This is a genomic window from Rhodosalinus sp. FB01 (assembly GCF_041365715.1).
Lineage (GTDB): Bacteria > Pseudomonadota > Alphaproteobacteria > Rhodobacterales > Rhodobacteraceae > Rhodosalinus.
In genome coordinates this window covers 175,306-191,347 of the sequence record NZ_JBGFSH010000006.1, presented here as the reverse complement: position 1 = coordinate 191,347, position 16,042 = coordinate 175,306, and the positions used below count along the sequence as shown (strand labels likewise).

Annotated in this window: 15 protein-coding genes and 1 pseudogene; 4 read left to right on the top strand and 12 right to left on the bottom strand. The window is 61.3% G+C overall.

The genetic code is table 11. The annotated features are described in order from the left end of the window. Positions 1–302: 302 nt before the first annotated feature. Positions 303–452 (bottom strand): hypothetical protein, encoded by a 150-nt coding sequence (locus AB6A65_RS11280; RefSeq protein ID WP_371038483.1) that lies wholly within the window; start codon positions 450–452, stop codon positions 303–305. A gap of 140 nt (positions 453–592) precedes the next feature. Here AB6A65_RS11280 and AB6A65_RS11275 point away from each other — a divergent pair, with 140 nt between their 5' ends. Further along, entirely contained in the window at positions 593–3,295 is a 2,703-nt protein-coding gene (locus AB6A65_RS11275) for an AAA family ATPase (protein ID WP_371038482.1), read from the top strand. Positions 3,296–3,395: 100 nt separating this feature from the next. Here the strand turns inward: AB6A65_RS11275 and AB6A65_RS11270 are convergent, their stop codons facing one another. The 11 genes from AB6A65_RS11270 to torT all read right to left on the bottom strand — a co-directional run bounded on the left by AB6A65_RS11270 (position 3,396) and on the right by torT (position 12,892). Next, positions 3,396–3,743 carry a hypothetical protein gene (locus tag AB6A65_RS11270; RefSeq protein WP_371038481.1) on the bottom strand — a complete coding sequence of 116 codons (348 nt, stop codon included), beginning with the start codon at positions 3,741–3,743 and terminating at the stop codon, positions 3,396–3,398. A 399-nt stretch (positions 3,744–4,142) separates the two neighbouring features. Continuing rightward, a complete protein-coding gene (locus AB6A65_RS11265; RefSeq protein ID WP_371038480.1) occupies positions 4,143–4,445 on the bottom strand; it encodes a cupin domain-containing protein in 303 nt (100 codons plus the stop codon). A 3-nt stretch (positions 4,446–4,448) separates the two neighbouring features. Beyond that, complete coding sequence (locus AB6A65_RS11260; RefSeq protein ID WP_371038479.1) at positions 4,449–5,021, bottom strand: biotin transporter BioY; 573 nt, start codon at positions 5,019–5,021, stop codon at positions 4,449–4,451. A 17-nt stretch (positions 5,022–5,038) separates the two neighbouring features. Further along, on the bottom strand, positions 5,039–6,013 hold the full coding sequence (locus AB6A65_RS11255; protein ID WP_371038478.1) for a biotin-dependent carboxyltransferase family protein: 975 nt from the start codon (positions 6,011–6,013) through the stop codon (positions 5,039–5,041). Continuing rightward, positions 6,003–6,878: an allophanate hydrolase subunit 1 gene (locus AB6A65_RS11250; protein WP_371038477.1), complete on the bottom strand. Its 876-nt coding sequence runs from the start codon at positions 6,876–6,878 to the stop codon at positions 6,003–6,005. Before AB6A65_RS11250 ends, AB6A65_RS11255 begins: the two co-directional genes overlap by 11 nt. Then, positions 6,875–8,266, bottom strand: coding sequence for an acetyl-CoA carboxylase biotin carboxylase subunit (locus AB6A65_RS11245; protein ID WP_371038476.1), 1,392 nt, complete (start codon positions 8,264–8,266; stop codon positions 6,875–6,877). Before AB6A65_RS11245 ends, AB6A65_RS11250 begins: the two co-directional genes overlap by 4 nt. Next, positions 8,266–8,502, bottom strand: coding sequence for an acetyl-CoA carboxylase (locus AB6A65_RS11240; RefSeq protein ID WP_371038475.1), 237 nt, complete (start codon positions 8,500–8,502; stop codon positions 8,266–8,268). Before AB6A65_RS11240 ends, AB6A65_RS11245 begins: the two co-directional genes overlap by 1 nt. Before the next feature lie 30 nt (positions 8,503–8,532). Then, positions 8,533–9,258, bottom strand: coding sequence for a 5-oxoprolinase subunit PxpA (gene pxpA, locus AB6A65_RS11235; protein ID WP_371038474.1), 726 nt, complete (start codon positions 9,256–9,258; stop codon positions 8,533–8,535). Positions 9,259–9,271: 13 nt separating this feature from the next. Continuing rightward, a complete protein-coding gene (locus AB6A65_RS11230; RefSeq protein ID WP_371038473.1) occupies positions 9,272–10,294 on the bottom strand; it encodes an ABC transporter permease in 1,023 nt (340 codons plus the stop codon). Continuing rightward, positions 10,294–11,805, bottom strand: coding sequence for a sugar ABC transporter ATP-binding protein (locus tag AB6A65_RS11225; RefSeq protein WP_371038472.1), 1,512 nt, complete (start codon positions 11,803–11,805; stop codon positions 10,294–10,296). Before AB6A65_RS11225 ends, AB6A65_RS11230 begins: the two co-directional genes overlap by 1 nt. Before the next feature lie 7 nt (positions 11,806–11,812). Continuing rightward, the gene (gene torT, locus AB6A65_RS11220) at positions 11,813–12,892 is read right to left on the bottom strand and encodes a TMAO reductase system periplasmic protein TorT (protein ID WP_371038471.1); all 1,080 of its coding nucleotides are present in this window, start codon (positions 12,890–12,892) and stop codon (positions 11,813–11,815) included. A gap of 333 nt (positions 12,893–13,225) precedes the next feature. Here torT and AB6A65_RS11215 point away from each other — a divergent pair, with 333 nt between their 5' ends. The 3 genes and pseudogenes from AB6A65_RS11215 to AB6A65_RS11205 all read left to right on the top strand — a co-directional run bounded on the left by AB6A65_RS11215 (position 13,226) and on the right by AB6A65_RS11205 (position 15,994). Beyond that, on the top strand, positions 13,226–14,149 hold the full coding sequence (locus AB6A65_RS11215) for a LysR family transcriptional regulator (RefSeq protein WP_371038470.1): 924 nt from the start codon (positions 13,226–13,228) through the stop codon (positions 14,147–14,149). 89 nt (positions 14,150–14,238) lie between these two features. After that, a pseudogene (locus AB6A65_RS11210) lies at positions 14,239–14,804 on the top strand (DDE-type integrase/transposase/recombinase). 176 nt (positions 14,805–14,980) lie between these two features. Then, on the top strand, positions 14,981–15,994 hold the full coding sequence (locus AB6A65_RS11205; protein ID WP_371038469.1) for an alpha/beta fold hydrolase: 1,014 nt from the start codon (positions 14,981–14,983) through the stop codon (positions 15,992–15,994). The last annotated feature ends 48 nt before the right edge of the window (positions 15,995–16,042 follow it).

Below are 16,042 nucleotides of genomic sequence, written 5' to 3'. Positions count from 1 at the left end.
AGTCTCGGCTTCAACCTCTTTGCGCAACAAAGCCCCTCTGCGGCCATGTCGCGGCGGCTTCCTGTTCGGTGCCGTCGTCTGCGCATGACGGGCATTCGCGACGTCGGTCTCAGAGGTGTGATGCGGTAACACGGCATCCAAGCCGCCAACTCGGGCAAGTTGCCGTAGACGGCGGCCCACTGGGGCCTTCCACCTTGGACACTATCGCTGCAGTGCAGCTTCCCCAGAACGGACGTTCGACGTAGGCGCAAGATCGGCTCTCTGTCGAGCCTCCATGGCGCCGGAGTTCTTGCCTTTATAGGTCACTCCTGTTCGTCGGCAGGCAGCCCGAAGCAGACGTGCTCGCCGCGACGTTCGCGCTTGGAGAATTTAACACAAAGGGCGGAAAGCCGACTTTCGCTGCAAAATGCTCCGATGACCGCATAGGAGAACCATCCCGTCTCAATGGTCATTCCTAGCCCGATCATGATTTCGCCAACTGCACCCACTGAGGGCGAGGCGGGTGTGCAGCTGCAAACTTGCAGCTTCCGGTAGAGATCGCATTTCTGCTATGTTAAGCTCTCAGCAAATATTTCTTTGCCAAGGTGTGTAGATGGCATTTGAAGAGCTTGTTACCTGGTCCAATCAAGATGCACGGCCCGTTTGGCAAAAGGATGCGCTTCGGCGTATAGCGACAACCGGAGAACTAACTGACGATGATCTTTTGACGTTACGAAAGGTCATTGAGCAGGCGGTTGGCCTGATTGATGATAAGCTCCCGCCTATCAGTCCTCTGGCCGAAGAGCATCTATCGGATCCAGCAACAGATGCCCCGCGAACGGTTCTTGGCTCGATCGGGCCGGTCCGCCGCGTAGATCGGCTGGCCAGTGACCAACCGCCGATCAGGTTTGCCAAGAAAGGAGTTACGCTCGTTTACGGCGCAAATGCCTCGGGGAAGAGCGGATATTGCCGGATAGCGAAGCAGCTTTGCCGCTCTTTGAGCCCTCAGGAACTCAAAGGGAATGTCTATGAGGAAAAACCCGCTGATCCCCCAGAGGTTGATCTTGTAATTGGCATCGAAGGGGGAGAGCCTGAGCGCCAAAAGGCGACATGGCGGCGAGGTGATCCGCCACCTCCGGAATTGGCTCGGATATCGGTATTCGACACTGATACGGCGCGCGTTTACGTCGACAAAGACCGCAAAGTGGATTTCCTTCCCTACGAACTCGACCTTCTCAACAAGCTGGCACTGGCTGCAAAGTCTCTCGATCGCGAATTTGAGGCCCGTGAGAATGCACTCGATGGCGCAATCCGCACGGCTCTCCCCGGCGGCTATACCGAAGGCACTGTCGTTTCCGATGCGTTGGCTAAGCTTTCCCCAGATACAGCCCGAGCCGATCTACCTAACGAAGCCGGACTGCGCGCACTGGCCGCATGGAACGATGAGAAGGAAGTTGAGCTTCAACAGGTTAGCAACGAGATACGCGATGACCCCAAGGTGCAGCTTCGTGCGCATAAGGCGGCAAAGCAGGAACTCGAAAACGTAAAGACCGAACTTACCGGTCACGTTGCCTCACTGGGTGAAGAAGGCGTCAAAAAGCTTTCAGAGACTCATGGGGAAATGATAACTAAGGCCGCAGCAGCCGAAGCCGCCGCGCGCGGTCTTGGTGATGGGATGCCGATTCCGGACATCGGGTCGGTAGCTTGGCAGCAGATGCTTATCTACGCCCGGGAATTCGCGGTTGAGGCGTTTCCCGATCACGATGAGCCTAAGCTCGTTACCGGCGAAACATGTGTGCTTTGCCAGCAGCCGCTGGATGGCGCTGCTTCAGCGCGCATGGCAGAATTCGACCAATACATCTTAGGGCGAGCCGCGAGCGATAGCCAGAAAGCAGTAGCGGCTTATGATGCACTCGTCGACTCAATCAATGCACTGCGCATCAAAACACCTGAGCAAGCAGAAGCGCTGCTTGGCGTTTACGGTGGAATGAGTGATGAACGCCAAGCCATCACCGCAGAAATAGTCACGGGATATGGGGTGCTTACAGAGCGCCTTGATGCCATCAAGGCGATGATCAAAAAGAATACCTTCGGTGGGGCCGATGAGCTGGTTTCTGTTCAGGCCGATCTGATCGAAAAAATTGATGCTGACATCGAAGCGCTCAAGTGCCAGATCAATGGGCTTGAAGATGCCAAGGCAGAAGCCGCGCGTTTCGAAGAGCTTAACGCGACCAAAGCGGAGCTTGAGGACAATAAGCGCCTCAGCCAGGAAATTGAGACTGTCGTCGCGCGGCTCAAACAGCTCGCGGAGAGACTGAAGATCAAGGATGCGCGCAAGCAATGTGCCTCCGGTCCGATTGCCCGCCAGCTTACGGCATGCCGTCGCGCTGTGCTGACTGAGAGTCTAAAAAAGCAGCTCACAGAAGAGCTTGAGACGCTCAGGCTTTCCCATATTCCGATTGACCTCTCTGATAGGAGTGCGGGCGGAGACAGTGTTATCGAGGTGGGTCTGACTGCCCAACAACGTGTTGCCAACAACAGCGATGTTCTTAGTGAAGGCGAGCAACGAGCACTGGCTCTCTCCTGCTTCCTTGCCGAGTTGATTGAAGTCGGAGCGGAGCACGGGATCATTGTTGATGATCCCGTATCCTCACTCGATCACTCTCGCATGGAGGCTGTCGCTAAACGGCTTGTGGCAGAGGCTGTGGCCGGTCGACAGGTCATTATTTTTACCCACAATATTGTCTTTCACTACATGGTGGAGAATGAAGCCCGCCGCGCTGGACAACCGTGCCATGCGGAGTGGATGTCGAGCGAAGGCGGGACAAAGTTCGGCATTATTGATAACTCGGGTAGGCCGTCCCATACTAAAAGGACAAAGCAGCGCATCGGCGAACTCAATGAGGCCAAAGCCCGGCTCTTTAAGGATGGCTATGACCCAGCCGTTGCAGAATTCCGTGATAACTTGACAGCTATCTACACTCTCATGCGCGAGACTTGGGAAAGAATCGTCGAAGAAATTCTGTTCAACGGAACGATCCAGCGCTTTCGTCCGGAAATAATGACACAGAGTCTTAAACATGCGTGCTATGATCCGGCTGACGACTATCCGGCTATATTTGAGGGTATGAAAAGATGTTCGCACTATTCCGGACATGACAGGGTGCCAGATTTGCCGCCGGAACTGCCGCCTCATGAAGATATTGAAGCGGATCTTCAGGCCCTAATCGATTTTCACAAGAAGGCCTCTGAAAGAAAAGCGACTTTGGAGAAGGGGCATAGTTACGAGAAGGGGCCGGAGCCAGAGTTTCTCTGAGCGGCCCTCAGAAAGCTGCCATCCGTAACTCATTGTTCAAATGACAGCTCAGGGCCATCAGCAACCGAATCGCTTCGAGTTTACTGGCGGAGTTCATACCCTAAACCTTTCCCCCTTTCATCATGCGGATAACCGGATATCTCAGGTAGAGCAGTGCGTATGCGGAGAAGCCCATAAGGGCAAAAGGAAGAAAGCGGATGAAGAGGACAACGAAGCCGCCTCGACGCCCGCCAGAGCCAGAAGTAGCCTCAGACATTCCGGCAACGCGCTCTTCCCAACCACCCAAGAGGTGAACTCCTGCGGCAAATACATAGATGCCGCAAAGAACCGCGATAAGCACGATCGCGCGTTTGAGGCTTTCCGGAAACCAGTTCTTATCGACCTCAAAAATAAGGCCGCTCGCCATCATGAATATGAAGCCGACGGTGACGTAAGTGGCTGAAAACATATCAAGTGCCCCTACTCTTTTTCGCGGACTGGCTAACCAAGAAGAAATGGGAATTCAACCAGAGTTTGTTCTTACTTGGGCTGTGTTCGCACTGATCTACAAAGTTGCGAGTGTCCGACGTCAGCACCTGCGGGGCATCTGAATGGATTTTGCCATGGAGGGTTTGCCTTCAAGGACCGGTTCAGGGAAGCTGCGCCGCAGCGATGGACAACTTGGCGAACGTCCGGATAGGGCCGGTCAAGTCTCGATGGGCGACCAAGGTTCGCTACTTTGCAGTGTCAGGTCCCTGCTCACCGCCCATTTGGAGGCGGCTGTCAGGCGAGGCGCCTCGAGCCGGGTTCGAGTGACACGGAGTTCGGGCGCTCCGCCGGTCTACTCCGAACTGTCCGGTGCCTATGGTCAGAGGAACTCAATCTCTATGAATGCGACTTCGAAGTCATTTGCGTTCACGACGTCGTGTTCGACACCGCTCTGACGGAAGTAGGGAACGCCGTTGCGCATCCGGGCCTCGCGCTCGACGCCGCCAGGTTCGCGCAGCGTGAGGCGACCGTCGAAGAGCGGCACCACCACGTAATCGTGCTCGTGGCGGTGCCAGCCGGTGTTGTCACCACGCCTGGGGAAGCGCCATTCGGTAACGCGCGTCGATGCGTTCTCGATCAGGACGGTTCCTGTCGCTGTCCCGGACGTGGCACCGCCGCACATGGTTCAGCTGTCGCCGCGGCCGAGCGCGCGCCAAGCGAGAGGCAGCGCACAGGCCAAAAGGCAGAGCTTCACCAACTCGCCGGGAAGGAAGGGTATCAAGCCCAATTCCAGTACAGGCTTGTCCCAGCCGACCACGGTCCCGAGCCAGCCAAGACCCGATGCGTAGATTACCGCAAGCCCAAGGAGAGCGGCCGCGGCGCTGCCGACGAGCGAGCGGTCCCAGCCGCGTTCGGCCAGCGCGCCGGTGGCCCATGTGGCAAAGACGAAGCCTGCAAGATAGCCGCCGGTCGGTCCCGCGAAATACGCGATCCCCGCTGCGGGCCCTGCGAAGACGGGTAGTCCCACGGCGCCTTGCGCCAGCCACGCGAGTACGGTCACGAGGCCGAGCCTGGCGCCCAGGGCAAAGCCGAGCAGGAGGACCGTGAAGGTCTGCATCGTCATCGGCACGGGAAAGAACGGCACCGAGATCTTCGAGGACAGCGTCAGCAGAACGGATCCTGCGACCACCAAAAGCGCGGACTTGGCCAGCGACTGCTCGCCAAGCGCAGCGGTAGAGAGCGTGGTATTGCGCATCATGTTCAATCCTCCTTTGGTCAGGCTACCGCGTCGCGCAAGGCGGCGAGCGCGGCGTTGCGGTCTGCGCGTGCCTCGAGCGCCGCCTCCATGTCGACCGCGACGAAGCGGGTGGGCGTGTTCGGCTGAAGCTGGCCGATGAGATCCATGTCGGCGGAGATGATCGTGCCGATCATGAAATACCCGCCGCCCGAGACCGCGTCGCGGTGCAGGATGATGGGCTCGGTTCCCGAGGGCACCTGCACCGAGCCGTAAGGATAGCAGGCGTCAGTGATGTTCGAGGGATCCGATCCCGCGCCGAAGGGCTGCTCGCGCGGGACGAACTCCATCGGGCGGCCGCCCTGGAAGCGGTATCCCATGCGGTCCGCCTCGTTCGCGACCTTCCAGGTGTCCTCGAAGAAGGCCTTTTGCGCCGCCTCGGTGATCCTGTGCCAGTAGAGGCCGGGCATCATCCGCAGCTGGGCCTCTGCACCCGGACCGCGGCGAAGGTTTTCGGGCACGGATTTGCCCGCTCTCCCCGCTGCCTTGTCCGGGCCGATGGGGATGGTGTCGCCTGGCTGCACCGCGCGGCCCTCGATGCCGCCCAACGCGCCGATGGGATAGGTGGAGCGGCTGCCCAGCATCGGCGGCGTCGTGATGCCCCCCGAAATGGCGATGTAGGCTCGCGCGCCGGACCTGAGGAAGTCGAACGACAGGACGTCGCCCGCCTTAACGTCGAAGGCGCTCCAGCTCTCGCTCAGCTCGCCGTTTACCTTGGGCGGCAGGTCGGCGCCGCACACGGCCACGGTCGCGGCCTCGGTGAACTCCAGTTCAGGCCCCATGAAAACGGTTTCCAGACCTGCTGCATCCTCCGGGTTGCCGACGAGCAGGTTGGCTGCACGCATCGCGAGCCGATCCATCGCCCCGCCGATGGGGATGCCGAGATGAAAGTAGCCGGGGCGGCCCAGGTCCTGGATGGTGGTGAGTATCCCTGATGAAATGACATTAACCGGCATGGAGCGCCTCCAGCAGCTTGGCGTTGGTGCCGTCGATATCGGCGTTGTAGTCGTCAAGAGAGAAGACCACGTCGGCCGTCCGGGGTGTCCACGTGTTGGCATGTACCTGTTCGACGGCCGCGTCGTATTCCTCGCGCGTGATCGGTGTAAACTTCACGATGTCGCCCGGCTTGAAGAACACCATGAAGTCGCGCAGGTAACTCACCTCCTGCTGGGGATCGAAGATGGGCATCGGCGTGATGCCGAACATCTGGTACCCGCCAGCGCCGCGCACCGAGTAGATGCAGGAAAAGCAGCCTCCGTAGCCAACCGTGAGCTTGGGCGTGTCCGTCCTCGGGCGCAGGTATTTCGGAACCTCGATCTGCCGCGGCCGGTCAACCATCTGATAGAGGAAGGGCAGGCCGGATACGAAACCCACCATGGAGACGAACCACGGAGACCCGGAGTGCGCCTTGATGAAGGCGGGCACGTCCTCGAAGCCGTTGATGCTGGCTGCGTATTCGATATCCGTGGCGTTGGGGTCCTGATGGCGTTCGCGGAAGCGCATCAGGGTCTCGTGCGTCCAGGGATCCTGATAGTAGACGGGGATTTCCACGATCCGCGTGTTCAGGCGCTTTTCGGCCTTGTCCGCGTCCGCCTCGAACGCCTTGATCTTTTCCATGAGGGCGTCGGGTGCGATCACGTCGGGGTCGAATTTGATCTGGAAGGAGGCATTCGCTGGGCAGATCTCGGTGACCCCCTCGATCTCGGCCTCCCTGACGGCGTTTGTGATCGCGAGCGAGACGAAGAACGCCTCGAGCGACATGGCCTCGTCGACCTCGACGAAGATATGCTCGTCCCCGCCAAAGCTGTATCGGCATTTCATGCGGCTTGTCCCCCCTTGTTTTCAGTGGCGATGGTGTGTGCGTTGGCCTCGAGCCACGGTTCGAGCCAACGGGTATGGACATCGTTTCGTCGCAGCTCGTCCGTCGCCAGCAGCGCCTTGAAAAGTGGCACCGTCGTGGGCAGACCCTCGATACGCAGTTCGTCGAGCGCGCGACCGAGCCGGGTGAGCGCCGCGTGGCGCGTCTCGCCCCAGACGATCAGCTTGCCAAGCAGCGAGTCGTAGAAGGGCGGCACTGTGTAGGTGCGATAGAGCATCGAATCGAAGCGGACGCCCGGTCCATCCGGTGTCGCAAGCTCCTCGACCGTCCCCGGAAACGGCATGAAATCCTTCGCCGGATCCTCTGCATTTATGCGCACTTCGATGGCGTGGCCGCGGATCTTTACCTGATCCTGCGTGTGCGGAAGCCGTCCGCCGCCCGCGATCCGGAGCATTTCGCCGACGAGGTCGATCCCGGTAATCATCTCGGTCACCGGGTGCTCGACCTGGATGCGGGTGTTCATCTCGATGAAGTAGAACTCCCCCGAGGCGTCGTCGTAGAGGAACTCCACCGTCCCTGCGCCACGATACTGCACCGCGCGGGCAAGATCGGCGGCCGCGTGGCAAAGCTGCTCTCGCGTCTCCTGGTCCAAGGCGACGCAGGGCGCTTCCTCCCAAACCTTCTGGCGACGCCGCTGCAACGAGCATTCGCGCTCCCAGCAGTGGATGACGTCGTGCCCGTCGCCCAGGACCTGCACCTCAACGTGGCGGGCGCGCTCGATCACCTTCTCGATATAGATCCCGCCGTTGCCGAAGGCGGCCTTCGCCTCCTGCGCGGCCTGCGGGGCGAGGCGGGCGAACTCCTCTGGCGTCCCGGCGACGCGGATGCCGCGACCACCACCGCCGGCTGCGGCCTTGATCATGACAGGGAAGCCGATCTCGGCGGCCAGCCGGCCGGCATCGTCCATGTCGCTCACGACCCCGTCCGAACCGGGCACCGTGGGCACTCCGGCCTTCTGCGCCTGCGCGCGGGCCGCAGCCTTGTCACCCATCAAGCGGATGGTATCGCCCGTCGGCCCCACGAAAGTGAGGCCCGCGGCCTCGACCGCATCGGCGAAATCGGCGTTCTCCGCCAGAAAGCCATAGCCGGGATGGATCGCGTCAGCGCCGGTGTCCCGCGCTGCCTTGAGGATCGCCTCGACGTCGAGGTAGGATTTCGAGGCCTGTGGCGGCCCGATTTCCACCGCCTCGTCCGCGAGCCGCACCGCGGCCATGTTCGCGTCGGCCTCGGAATGCACCTGCACGGTAGGAATGCCAAGGTCTCGGGCCGCCCGCACGATACGGACGGCGATCTCGCCCCGGTTGGCGACCAGAAGCTTCCTCACGGCCATCAGTCGAGCTTGCAGAGCGTCTGGCCGGCCATCACGGCCTCTTCGTCATCAACCTCGAAGGAGGCGACCGTGCCGTCGCCGTCGGCCTTCACTTCGTGGAAGGTCTTCATCACCTCTACGAGCCCGATGGTGTCCCCGCGGGCCACCGCGTCGCCCTCCTTCTTGAAGGGCGGCTCCTCGGGGGAAGGGCGGCGGTAGAACGTCCCCGGAATGGGCGATTTGATCTCGTGTGCCATGGCGTGTCCCTCTTGCGTATCGTCTTTGCTTCAGGCGGCCTCTAGGCCGGTTAGCGCTTCGCGGACGGCGGCGGCGATGGACGCCGCGCCGGGCGTGTCGGAATGGACGCAGATCGTCTCGGCTTGCACAGGCAGCGTCTTGCCGCCCGTCGTGGTGAGCGTGCCCTCGCGCACGGCCTGCACGGCACGGGCCGCCGCGACCTCGGGCGGGACGCCTTTGTGTTCGCGCGTGATGATCAGCCTGCCTTCGTCGTCGTAATCCAGATCGGCGAAAAATTCCGGAAGGAAGCCCACCCCCCGACGCGTGTAGACCGCCTCGTGCAGCGTTCCAGAAAGACCCATGAGCGGCACCCCGTAGACCTCGGCGGCGTCGGCGCAGGCCTCGGCAATGGGCTCCTGGCGTGCGGCCATTCCGTAGAGCGCGCCGTGCGGCTTGATGTGCGCGAGTTCGGTGCCCTGCTGGCGCAGGAAGGCGCTCAGCGCCCCGATCTGATAGAGGACGATGTTCAGCATCTCGGCGCGGTCGATCTTCATTTCACGCCGGCCGAAGCCCGCAAGATCCGGCAGCGAGACATGCGCTCCGACCTTGACGCCATGCTGTTTCGCCAGTCGCACGGTCTCGGCCATGTGGTTCGGATCGGAGGCATGGAAGCCGCAGGCGACGTTGGCCTGGGTGATATGGGGCATGATCGCCGCGTCGTCGCCCATCCGGTAGAGGCTGAAACTCTCGCCCATGTCACAGTTCAGATCGGCCATTCTCGGTTCTCCCTCAGTCCTTGAGCGACGCGACGTAGCGCAGGCGGATCTGGTCCGCGATCACGGCGAGGATCAGCAGCCCGCCAAGCACCACTGTCTGCAGGTAGCTTTCGATGCGGGCTAGGTTCATGCCGTTCTGCACGAGCCCGATGAAGAGCGCCCCCAGCACCACGTTCTCCAGCCGCCCGATCCCGCCTCTGAGCGAGACCCCGGCGATCACGCAGGCAGCGATGGATTCGAGCGGCATGGAGGCGCCAATATTGGCCTCGCCGGTGTCCAGCCTTGCGGTGAGCAGCATGCCGGCGATGGCGGCCAGCGCGGCCACGATCACGTAGGTCGAGAAGAGCACGCCCTGCACGTTGATCCCCGACAGGCGCGCGGCCTTCAGGTTGCCTCCCACGGCATAGAAGTAGCGGCCCCAGCGCGTCCAGTAGAGCAGCACCCAGAGCGCGAGGATCAGAACTGCGGCGACCCAGATCGGGGTGGGGACACCCAGGAGCGTGCCGAAGCCGAAGGTATCACCGAACTGAATGGGCATCCCATACACCGGCACGCCACCCGTGAGGTAGAGCGCGATGCCGAAGCCCACCGATGCCATGCCCAGAGACATCATGAAGGGCGAGACGCGGAAGAAGGCGACGCCGATGCCGTTCGCGACGCCGATCAGCGTGCCCGCCGCGATACCGGCGAGGCAGCCCATCGAGATCGCGAGCCAGACCGCATCGGGCATCGCGCCGTAGATCGAGGCCATCGTCATAGCGCCGACGACGGAGGACAGCGCCAGGATCGTGCCGACCGAAAGGTCGAAGCCCCCGGTGAGCAGGGCGAACATCTGCCCCAGGGACACGATAGTGAGATAGACGGACTGGCGCAGCACGTTCATCATGTTGCGCCCGGTCAGGAAGTTTTCCGACATCAGCGAGAACACCACTACGGAGATCACCAAGAGGAACGGCAGTATGCCGAGCCGTACGAACAGCCGCTTCAGCCAGTCCGTGGGACCACCCTTGGGCTTTGCTGCGGCGGTGTCGCTCATCAAGCGCTCTCCCTTTCGAAGAAGTGGGCGAGGACGGCTTCCTCGGTCAGTTCCTGCTGCGGCAGTTCCGCCTGGACCTGCCCCCGGTAGAAGACGTAGGCCCGTGTCGCGAGGTGAAGTATCTCAGGCAGATCGGACGAGATCAGAACGATTGCCACGCCCTTCCGCGCGAGATCCACGATGAAGGCGTAGATCGCGGCTCGCGTGCCGACATCGACGCCCACGGTGGGCTCGTCGAACACGATCAGGTCGAAGTCGCGCGTAAGCGAGCGGGCCAGCATCGCCTTCTGCTGGTTGCCGCCGGAAAAATGGTCGATGGCCCGCTCCGGCTGCCGGGGCGACAGGTTGAGCCGCTCGGAGAGCTCCGCGACCATTCGCTTTTCGCCGCTCCAGTCGAGAAAGGGGCCGCGTGCGACGGGCGCCACGTCGAGGGCCGCGAGCGTCATGTTCTCGCGCGCAGGCCGCATCATGAGCAACCCCTCTTCGCGCCGGTCCGCCGGCAGATAGAGAAAGCCCGCCCGTATCGACCGCCCCGGCGACCGGCCGGTGACGGCCTCGCCCTTGTAGCTCACCCGCCCCTGCGCGATCGGAAGCGCCCCGAATGCGGCCTGCATGGCCTCGGACTTGCCGGATCCCACGAGGCCGGCAAGTCCGACGATCTCGCCGGCGTGGACGTCGAGCGAGACGTTGACGACCGAGCCGGTCGCCGTGGTCACATCCTCAAGCCGCAGAATTTCTGCGCCAGGCGGTCCGAGATCGAGCTCGGGGAAGATCGCGCCCACCTCGCGGCCGGTCATCAGCTGCACCAGCCGGTCCTCGTCGGCCTCGGCGACATCGAGGGTGGCGACATAGCGGCCGTCGCGCAGCACCGTGACCCGGTCGCCGATGCGCTGGATCTCGGCCATGCGGTGGGTGATGTAGACGATGCCCACACCCCGCTCGGTCAGTTGCTCCACCAGCCGGAAAAGCTGCGCTGTCTCGTGATCGGTGAGCGATGCGGTCGGTTCGTCGAGAATGAGCACCGAAAGCTCGCCGCGGAAGGCCTTGGCGATTTCGACCATCTGCTGCTCGGCCCGCGTCAGGTGATCCACCGTGCGCTTCGGGTCGAGGTCGAAATCGAGCTCGGCGAGCAGGCTTTTCGCCTCGCGCCGCATGTCCCGCTTGTCCAGAAAGCCTCGCCGCGTGTGTTCGGCGCCGAGGAAAAGGTTCTCTTCGACCGTCATTTGCGGGATTAGCGAGAACTCCTGGAACACGGCCGAGATGCCGCGTTCCCGCGCATCGTGGACGCTGTCCAGATCGACGCGTTCGCCCATTATCTCGATGTGGCCCGCGGTCGGCCTGTTCGCGCCCGAGAGCATCGAGATGAGCGTCGATTTGCCCGCCCCGTTCTCGCCGAAAAGGACATGCACCTCGCCGGGACGCAGATCGAAATCCACGTCGTCGAGCGCGCGCACGCCAGGGTAATCCTTGATGATTCCCTTTGTCGCGAGAAGCGGGACGGGCTGGTTCATTTGCGGTTCATTCCACCCGGAAGACGGGGCGGAAGCCTTCCGGTGCGAGGGTGGACGAGGGATCGAACTCATCGTGGGTCTCTTCAGAGACCACGTAGAGCGCAGGCCCGACATGCGGGTAGTAGTCCTCGCCCTCGAGAATGCGGACTGCCTGATCCACCGCGATGCGACCCTGGACCACTGTGGAATCCGTCGGCGCCGCCATGATCTGTCCGCGGGCGATGCCCCGGTCCACGCCTGGCGTGTAGTAGTAGGAAATGACCTTGACCTGATCCGTCAGGCCGCGCGACCGCAGGATCGGGACAGCGGCTTCGGCCGTGACCGCAGTGCCCACGATGTAATCGAGATCGGGATAGGTCTCGAGCGCGTCCTCGACGAGCGCAGACTGCGCCTCCTTGCCGGTGTCGCCGTATTTTGTATCGACCACCTCGACGGCCGAGCCTTCCACCGCGCTGAGGAAGCCGGAATTGCCTGCCTCGACCCAGCCCGCTCCTGCGGGCCCGGGAAACCACGCGGCCTGGACCGCCTCCGACCCCTCGGGGTGCATCTCGGCGAGGAAGGCCCCCGCCTTGGCGCCCATCTCACCGAAAGAGACCAGCGACTTTGCCGAAAGCTCCGGCGAGGACATCCCGTTGATGACGTCGATCACCGGAATGCCCTGAGCGCGAACCTGCGAGACCAGGTTGTTGAGCCCGTCGAAGGAAATCGCGCCGATGATCACGGCGTCGGCGCCGGCCGACACGCAGTCCTCGATCTGATTGATCTGGGTGTTGAGCTCGGTGTATCCGCCGGCTTCGACCAGCTGCATCTTCACTCCGAGCCGTTTGGCCTCTTCGGCTACGCCGTAGCCGACGCCAAGCCAGTAGGCATCCTTCATGTGTGGGAAGGAAACGCATATGTCCCACGGCTGGGTGGCCTGCTCGAGCGGCACGTAATCGACAGAAGTGCGAGGCGATGACATGTCAAAGGGCGGGTCCCAGCTCTCGACCGGGTAGGGATACCAGGCATCTTCCTGCGCGTGGGCGGCGGTGGCGAGCGCGAGCGCGGATGCGCCAGCTAGGCCTCTCAGAATTTGTGCGGTGGTCATTGTTCAGCCTCCGTGTTGGGGCGCCGGCCCGCGCGAACCCGCGTGAGCCGCGTCAGTTACCGGCGCGACATTTTGATCGTCGTCTTTGGCGAAGCGATTGCAAATTCATTGATCGGACCCCAAAGTTCTGATTTTCTGATACCTAGTCGCTAGGCAGTGAGCGTCCTAAAGTACCTGCCGCATCTTCTGCTGAGGCGTAAAAGAGGGGAAAACTTTGATTGTAATATACTATTTGTTGTTGGTTGGCAGCGAAGCCTTGCGAGGTCGACCGCCCAGCGCGCGAGGGCAAAGCAACAACCTCGAAAAATCGGATCGCAGGTATCGGATTTTCTGATGGACCCGTCGTTGCGCCAGATTCGCTACTTCATCGCGGTCGCCAACTCTGGGCAAGTATCGCGCGCGGCTCGCGATCTCAATGTGTCGCAGAGCGCGGTCACCACCGCGATCAAGCAACTTGAGGAGATCATCGGTACGCCATTGTTTCGCCGGCATGTGAGGGGCGTGACACTGACATATGACGGTACGATCTTCCTGCAGCATGCCCAGCGGGTTTTCGTGGCCGTTGACGAGGCAATTCACGCACCACGACAAAGTCGCAGTTTGGTCTCAGGGACGCTGCGCCTGGCTATGACCTACACCGTCGCTGGCTACTATTTGCCTCCTCACTTGGAGCGCTTCGCGCGCACGCATCCTCAGGTCCAGCTACAACTAACTGAGGCTTCACGCCGTGATATCGAAAGTGGGCTTGTATCTGGTGCCTTTGATATTGGGGTTATGCTTACCTCCAATATCGTGGATCAGGAGAGCATCGCATACAAAACGCTGATGCGTTCTCAGCGCCGCCTCTGGTTACCTACGCGCCATTCTCTGCTCCAGCGGGTCACGATCACGCTGCAGGATGTGGCAGAAGAAGCATATATCATGCTTACGGTCGACGACGCCTCAAATACCGCGCAACGTTACTGGAATCTAACCAGCTACCGTCCGAAGGTGCTGTTTCGAACCTCTTCGGTGGAATCCGTTCGGTCGATGGTGGCTTCGGGAATGGGTATTACTATCCTGTCCGACATGGTGTATCGGCCATGGTCACTAGAAGGCCGACGTGTTGAGGTTGTGCCTATCGCCGACCCCGTGCCTACAATGGACGTTGGTCTTGCCTGGGCCAATAATGTGGAACTGCCGACGGCCGCAAAGGCATTTGCGGACTTCATGACAGCGAGCGCAGTGGCCCCAGGCGACGAAGCTCACACTCCCTGAAAGCGGTTACCGCGCTTTCTGGGAGGTGTGAGGGGAGCGTTGTCAGACAAACCAACCTTGATTTGGGGCAGGGGGGATGGCGTCCGAGCATGACCCAGCTCTGCCCCTTCAAGTGGGTCAAGCCGAGCCCAGAGATCATCCGCCTGGCGGCGATGCTCGGAGTCCGATCCCAGCTATCACTGCGGAACGTTGAGGGCCTGCTGCAGGAGCGAGGTGTCGACATCAGTCACGCGACGGTCAGGCTTTGCTGGCACCTGCTAATCCTCTGGCAGCCGGTCGATCACGGGAGAGGTTCTTGAACGCTTCGTGACCAAGACCTGCGATCGAAAGGCGACGCTGAAACTCCTCAGGGCAGCAATGTGAACGCACGGGAACTCTGAGGCGATCGTGACCGATATGGCAAAGTCCTACAGAGCCGCGCTGACAGAGTTAGGTTGGCGCCGGCTTTCGCCAGGAGACGGGTCGCTGGGTGAACAACCGGGCGGAGAACTCGCACCTGCCGCTTTGACGGGTGCGGAGTCTGCAGACGTTTGCATCCGTCCACGCCTCCCTCATCAACCTCTTCACCAGCGAGCACGGCCTCCCCAGCAGACTTCTTTTCAATGCCAACCGCGCTGCCGCCCTCGCCGATTGGCGTGGTCTCTGCACGGCATAAGGTACAGCGTCACTGTCGTTGCCGAGACTGACTCGAAGCGGTCAGCCAGCACCCGTAGCAAGGCTGCCGGAAGATTTTGAGTTCGATTTTTCCGAATTATTGTTTTCGTTATTTCGGCTTTATGGAAGCAATATTTTCTAATAAGTCTTATTGGTGAAGCGAAGCGGGAGGTTCCCATGGTCAAGCCGGAAATTTTTGAACTGGGCGATTTTGCCACCCAACGAGGAACCGTCCTGCCGGATGCGAAGCTGGCATATGCCACGCTGGGGGAATTGAACGCGAAGAAGGACAACGTGGTCATTTGCCCGACATGGTTCACCGGCTATATCGGCGATGTGCCACCGATCTTCGTAGGCGAAGGCCGGGCGATCGACCCGGCGAGGCATTTCGTGATCATCCCGGCGCTGTTTTCCATGGGCGAGTCCTCGTCACCGAGCAACACGCCGCCGCCGCATGAATTCGCGCGCTTTCCCCACGTGACCTATTACGACAATGTGCGTGCACAGCACCGGTTGGTGACCGAAAAATTCGGAATCGACGAGATCGCGCTGGTCGCAAGCTGGTCGATGGGCGGCACGCAGGCTTACCAATGGGCCGCGCAGTACCCAGAGATGATCAAGGCTATCGCCCCGGTCGCGTGCGCGGCCCGCACTGGTAACTACAACAAGCTGTTCTTAAATTCGAATATCAAGGCGATTAAGGCGGATCCGGCTTTCAAGGGGGGCTATTACGGTGACATGCCCCCGTTGGAGGGGATGCACGTGATGGCCCATATCTATGCCGGCTGGGGTATGTCCGAGGAGTTCTACCGGCAGGAAGTCTTCAAGGCGTTCGGGCACCCGACGCTGGACGATTTCCTCGCCGATTTCTGGCAGGCCTATTTCGGCGCCCGCGATGCCAACAATCTCATCAACCAGATGTGGACCTGGAGCAACGGCGACATCAGCGACCAGCCCGCCTATGGAGGTGATTTCGACAAGGCCCTAGGCGCGATCAAGGCAAGAGCGGTGGTCATGCCGTCCTCGACCGATCAGTATTTCCCGCCCGTGGATAATGAGGCCGAGGTCGCCCAGATGCCCAATGCGACGCTCAAGGTGCTGCCCTCGGTCCTAGGCCATTTCGCCCCGTTCTCGCCAGAAAGCCAGAAGGACTTCGACGACGGCATACGCGAGGCGATGGACACCGCCTGACAGCGGCAGCGCCACACAGGCTGAGTTCGCTGGGGAGAAGAACTCTTC

Excerpts from the sequence above, each read along its gene's own strand:
- AB6A65_RS11280 (WP_371038483.1), bottom strand. The coding sequence starts at position 452 with ATGACCATTGAGACGGGATGGTTCTCCTATGCGGTCATCGGAGCATTT.
- AB6A65_RS11260 (WP_371038479.1), bottom strand. The coding sequence starts at position 5,021 with ATGATGCGCAATACCACGCTCTCTACCGCTGCGCTTGGCGAGCAGTCG.
- AB6A65_RS11215 (WP_371038470.1), top strand. The coding sequence starts at position 13,226 with ATGGACCCGTCGTTGCGCCAGATTCGCTACTTCATCGCGGTCGCCAAC.
- AB6A65_RS11270 (WP_371038481.1), bottom strand. The coding sequence starts at position 3,743 with ATGTTTTCAGCCACTTACGTCACCGTCGGCTTCATATTCATGATGGCG.
- AB6A65_RS11225 (WP_371038472.1), bottom strand. The coding sequence starts at position 11,805 with ATGAACCAGCCCGTCCCGCTTCTCGCGACAAAGGGAATCATCAAGGAT.
- pxpA (WP_371038474.1), bottom strand. The coding sequence starts at position 9,258 with ATGGCCGATCTGAACTGTGACATGGGCGAGAGTTTCAGCCTCTACCGG.
- AB6A65_RS11275 (WP_371038482.1), top strand. The coding sequence starts at position 593 with ATGGCATTTGAAGAGCTTGTTACCTGGTCCAATCAAGATGCACGGCCC.
- torT (WP_371038471.1), bottom strand. The coding sequence starts at position 12,892 with ATGACCACCGCACAAATTCTGAGAGGCCTAGCTGGCGCATCCGCGCTC.
- AB6A65_RS11205 (WP_371038469.1), top strand. The coding sequence starts at position 14,981 with ATGGTCAAGCCGGAAATTTTTGAACTGGGCGATTTTGCCACCCAACGA.
- AB6A65_RS11250 (WP_371038477.1), bottom strand. The coding sequence starts at position 6,878 with ATGAAATGCCGATACAGCTTTGGCGGGGACGAGCATATCTTCGTCGAG.
- AB6A65_RS11255 (WP_371038478.1), bottom strand. The coding sequence starts at position 6,013 with ATGCCGGTTAATGTCATTTCATCAGGGATACTCACCACCATCCAGGAC.
- AB6A65_RS11230 (WP_371038473.1), bottom strand. The coding sequence starts at position 10,294 with ATGAGCGACACCGCCGCAGCAAAGCCCAAGGGTGGTCCCACGGACTGG.
- AB6A65_RS11240 (WP_371038475.1), bottom strand. The coding sequence starts at position 8,502 with ATGGCACACGAGATCAAATCGCCCATTCCGGGGACGTTCTACCGCCGC.
- AB6A65_RS11265 (WP_371038480.1), bottom strand. The coding sequence starts at position 4,445 with ATGTGCGGCGGTGCCACGTCCGGGACAGCGACAGGAACCGTCCTGATC.
- AB6A65_RS11245 (WP_371038476.1), bottom strand. The coding sequence starts at position 8,266 with ATGGCCGTGAGGAAGCTTCTGGTCGCCAACCGGGGCGAGATCGCCGTC.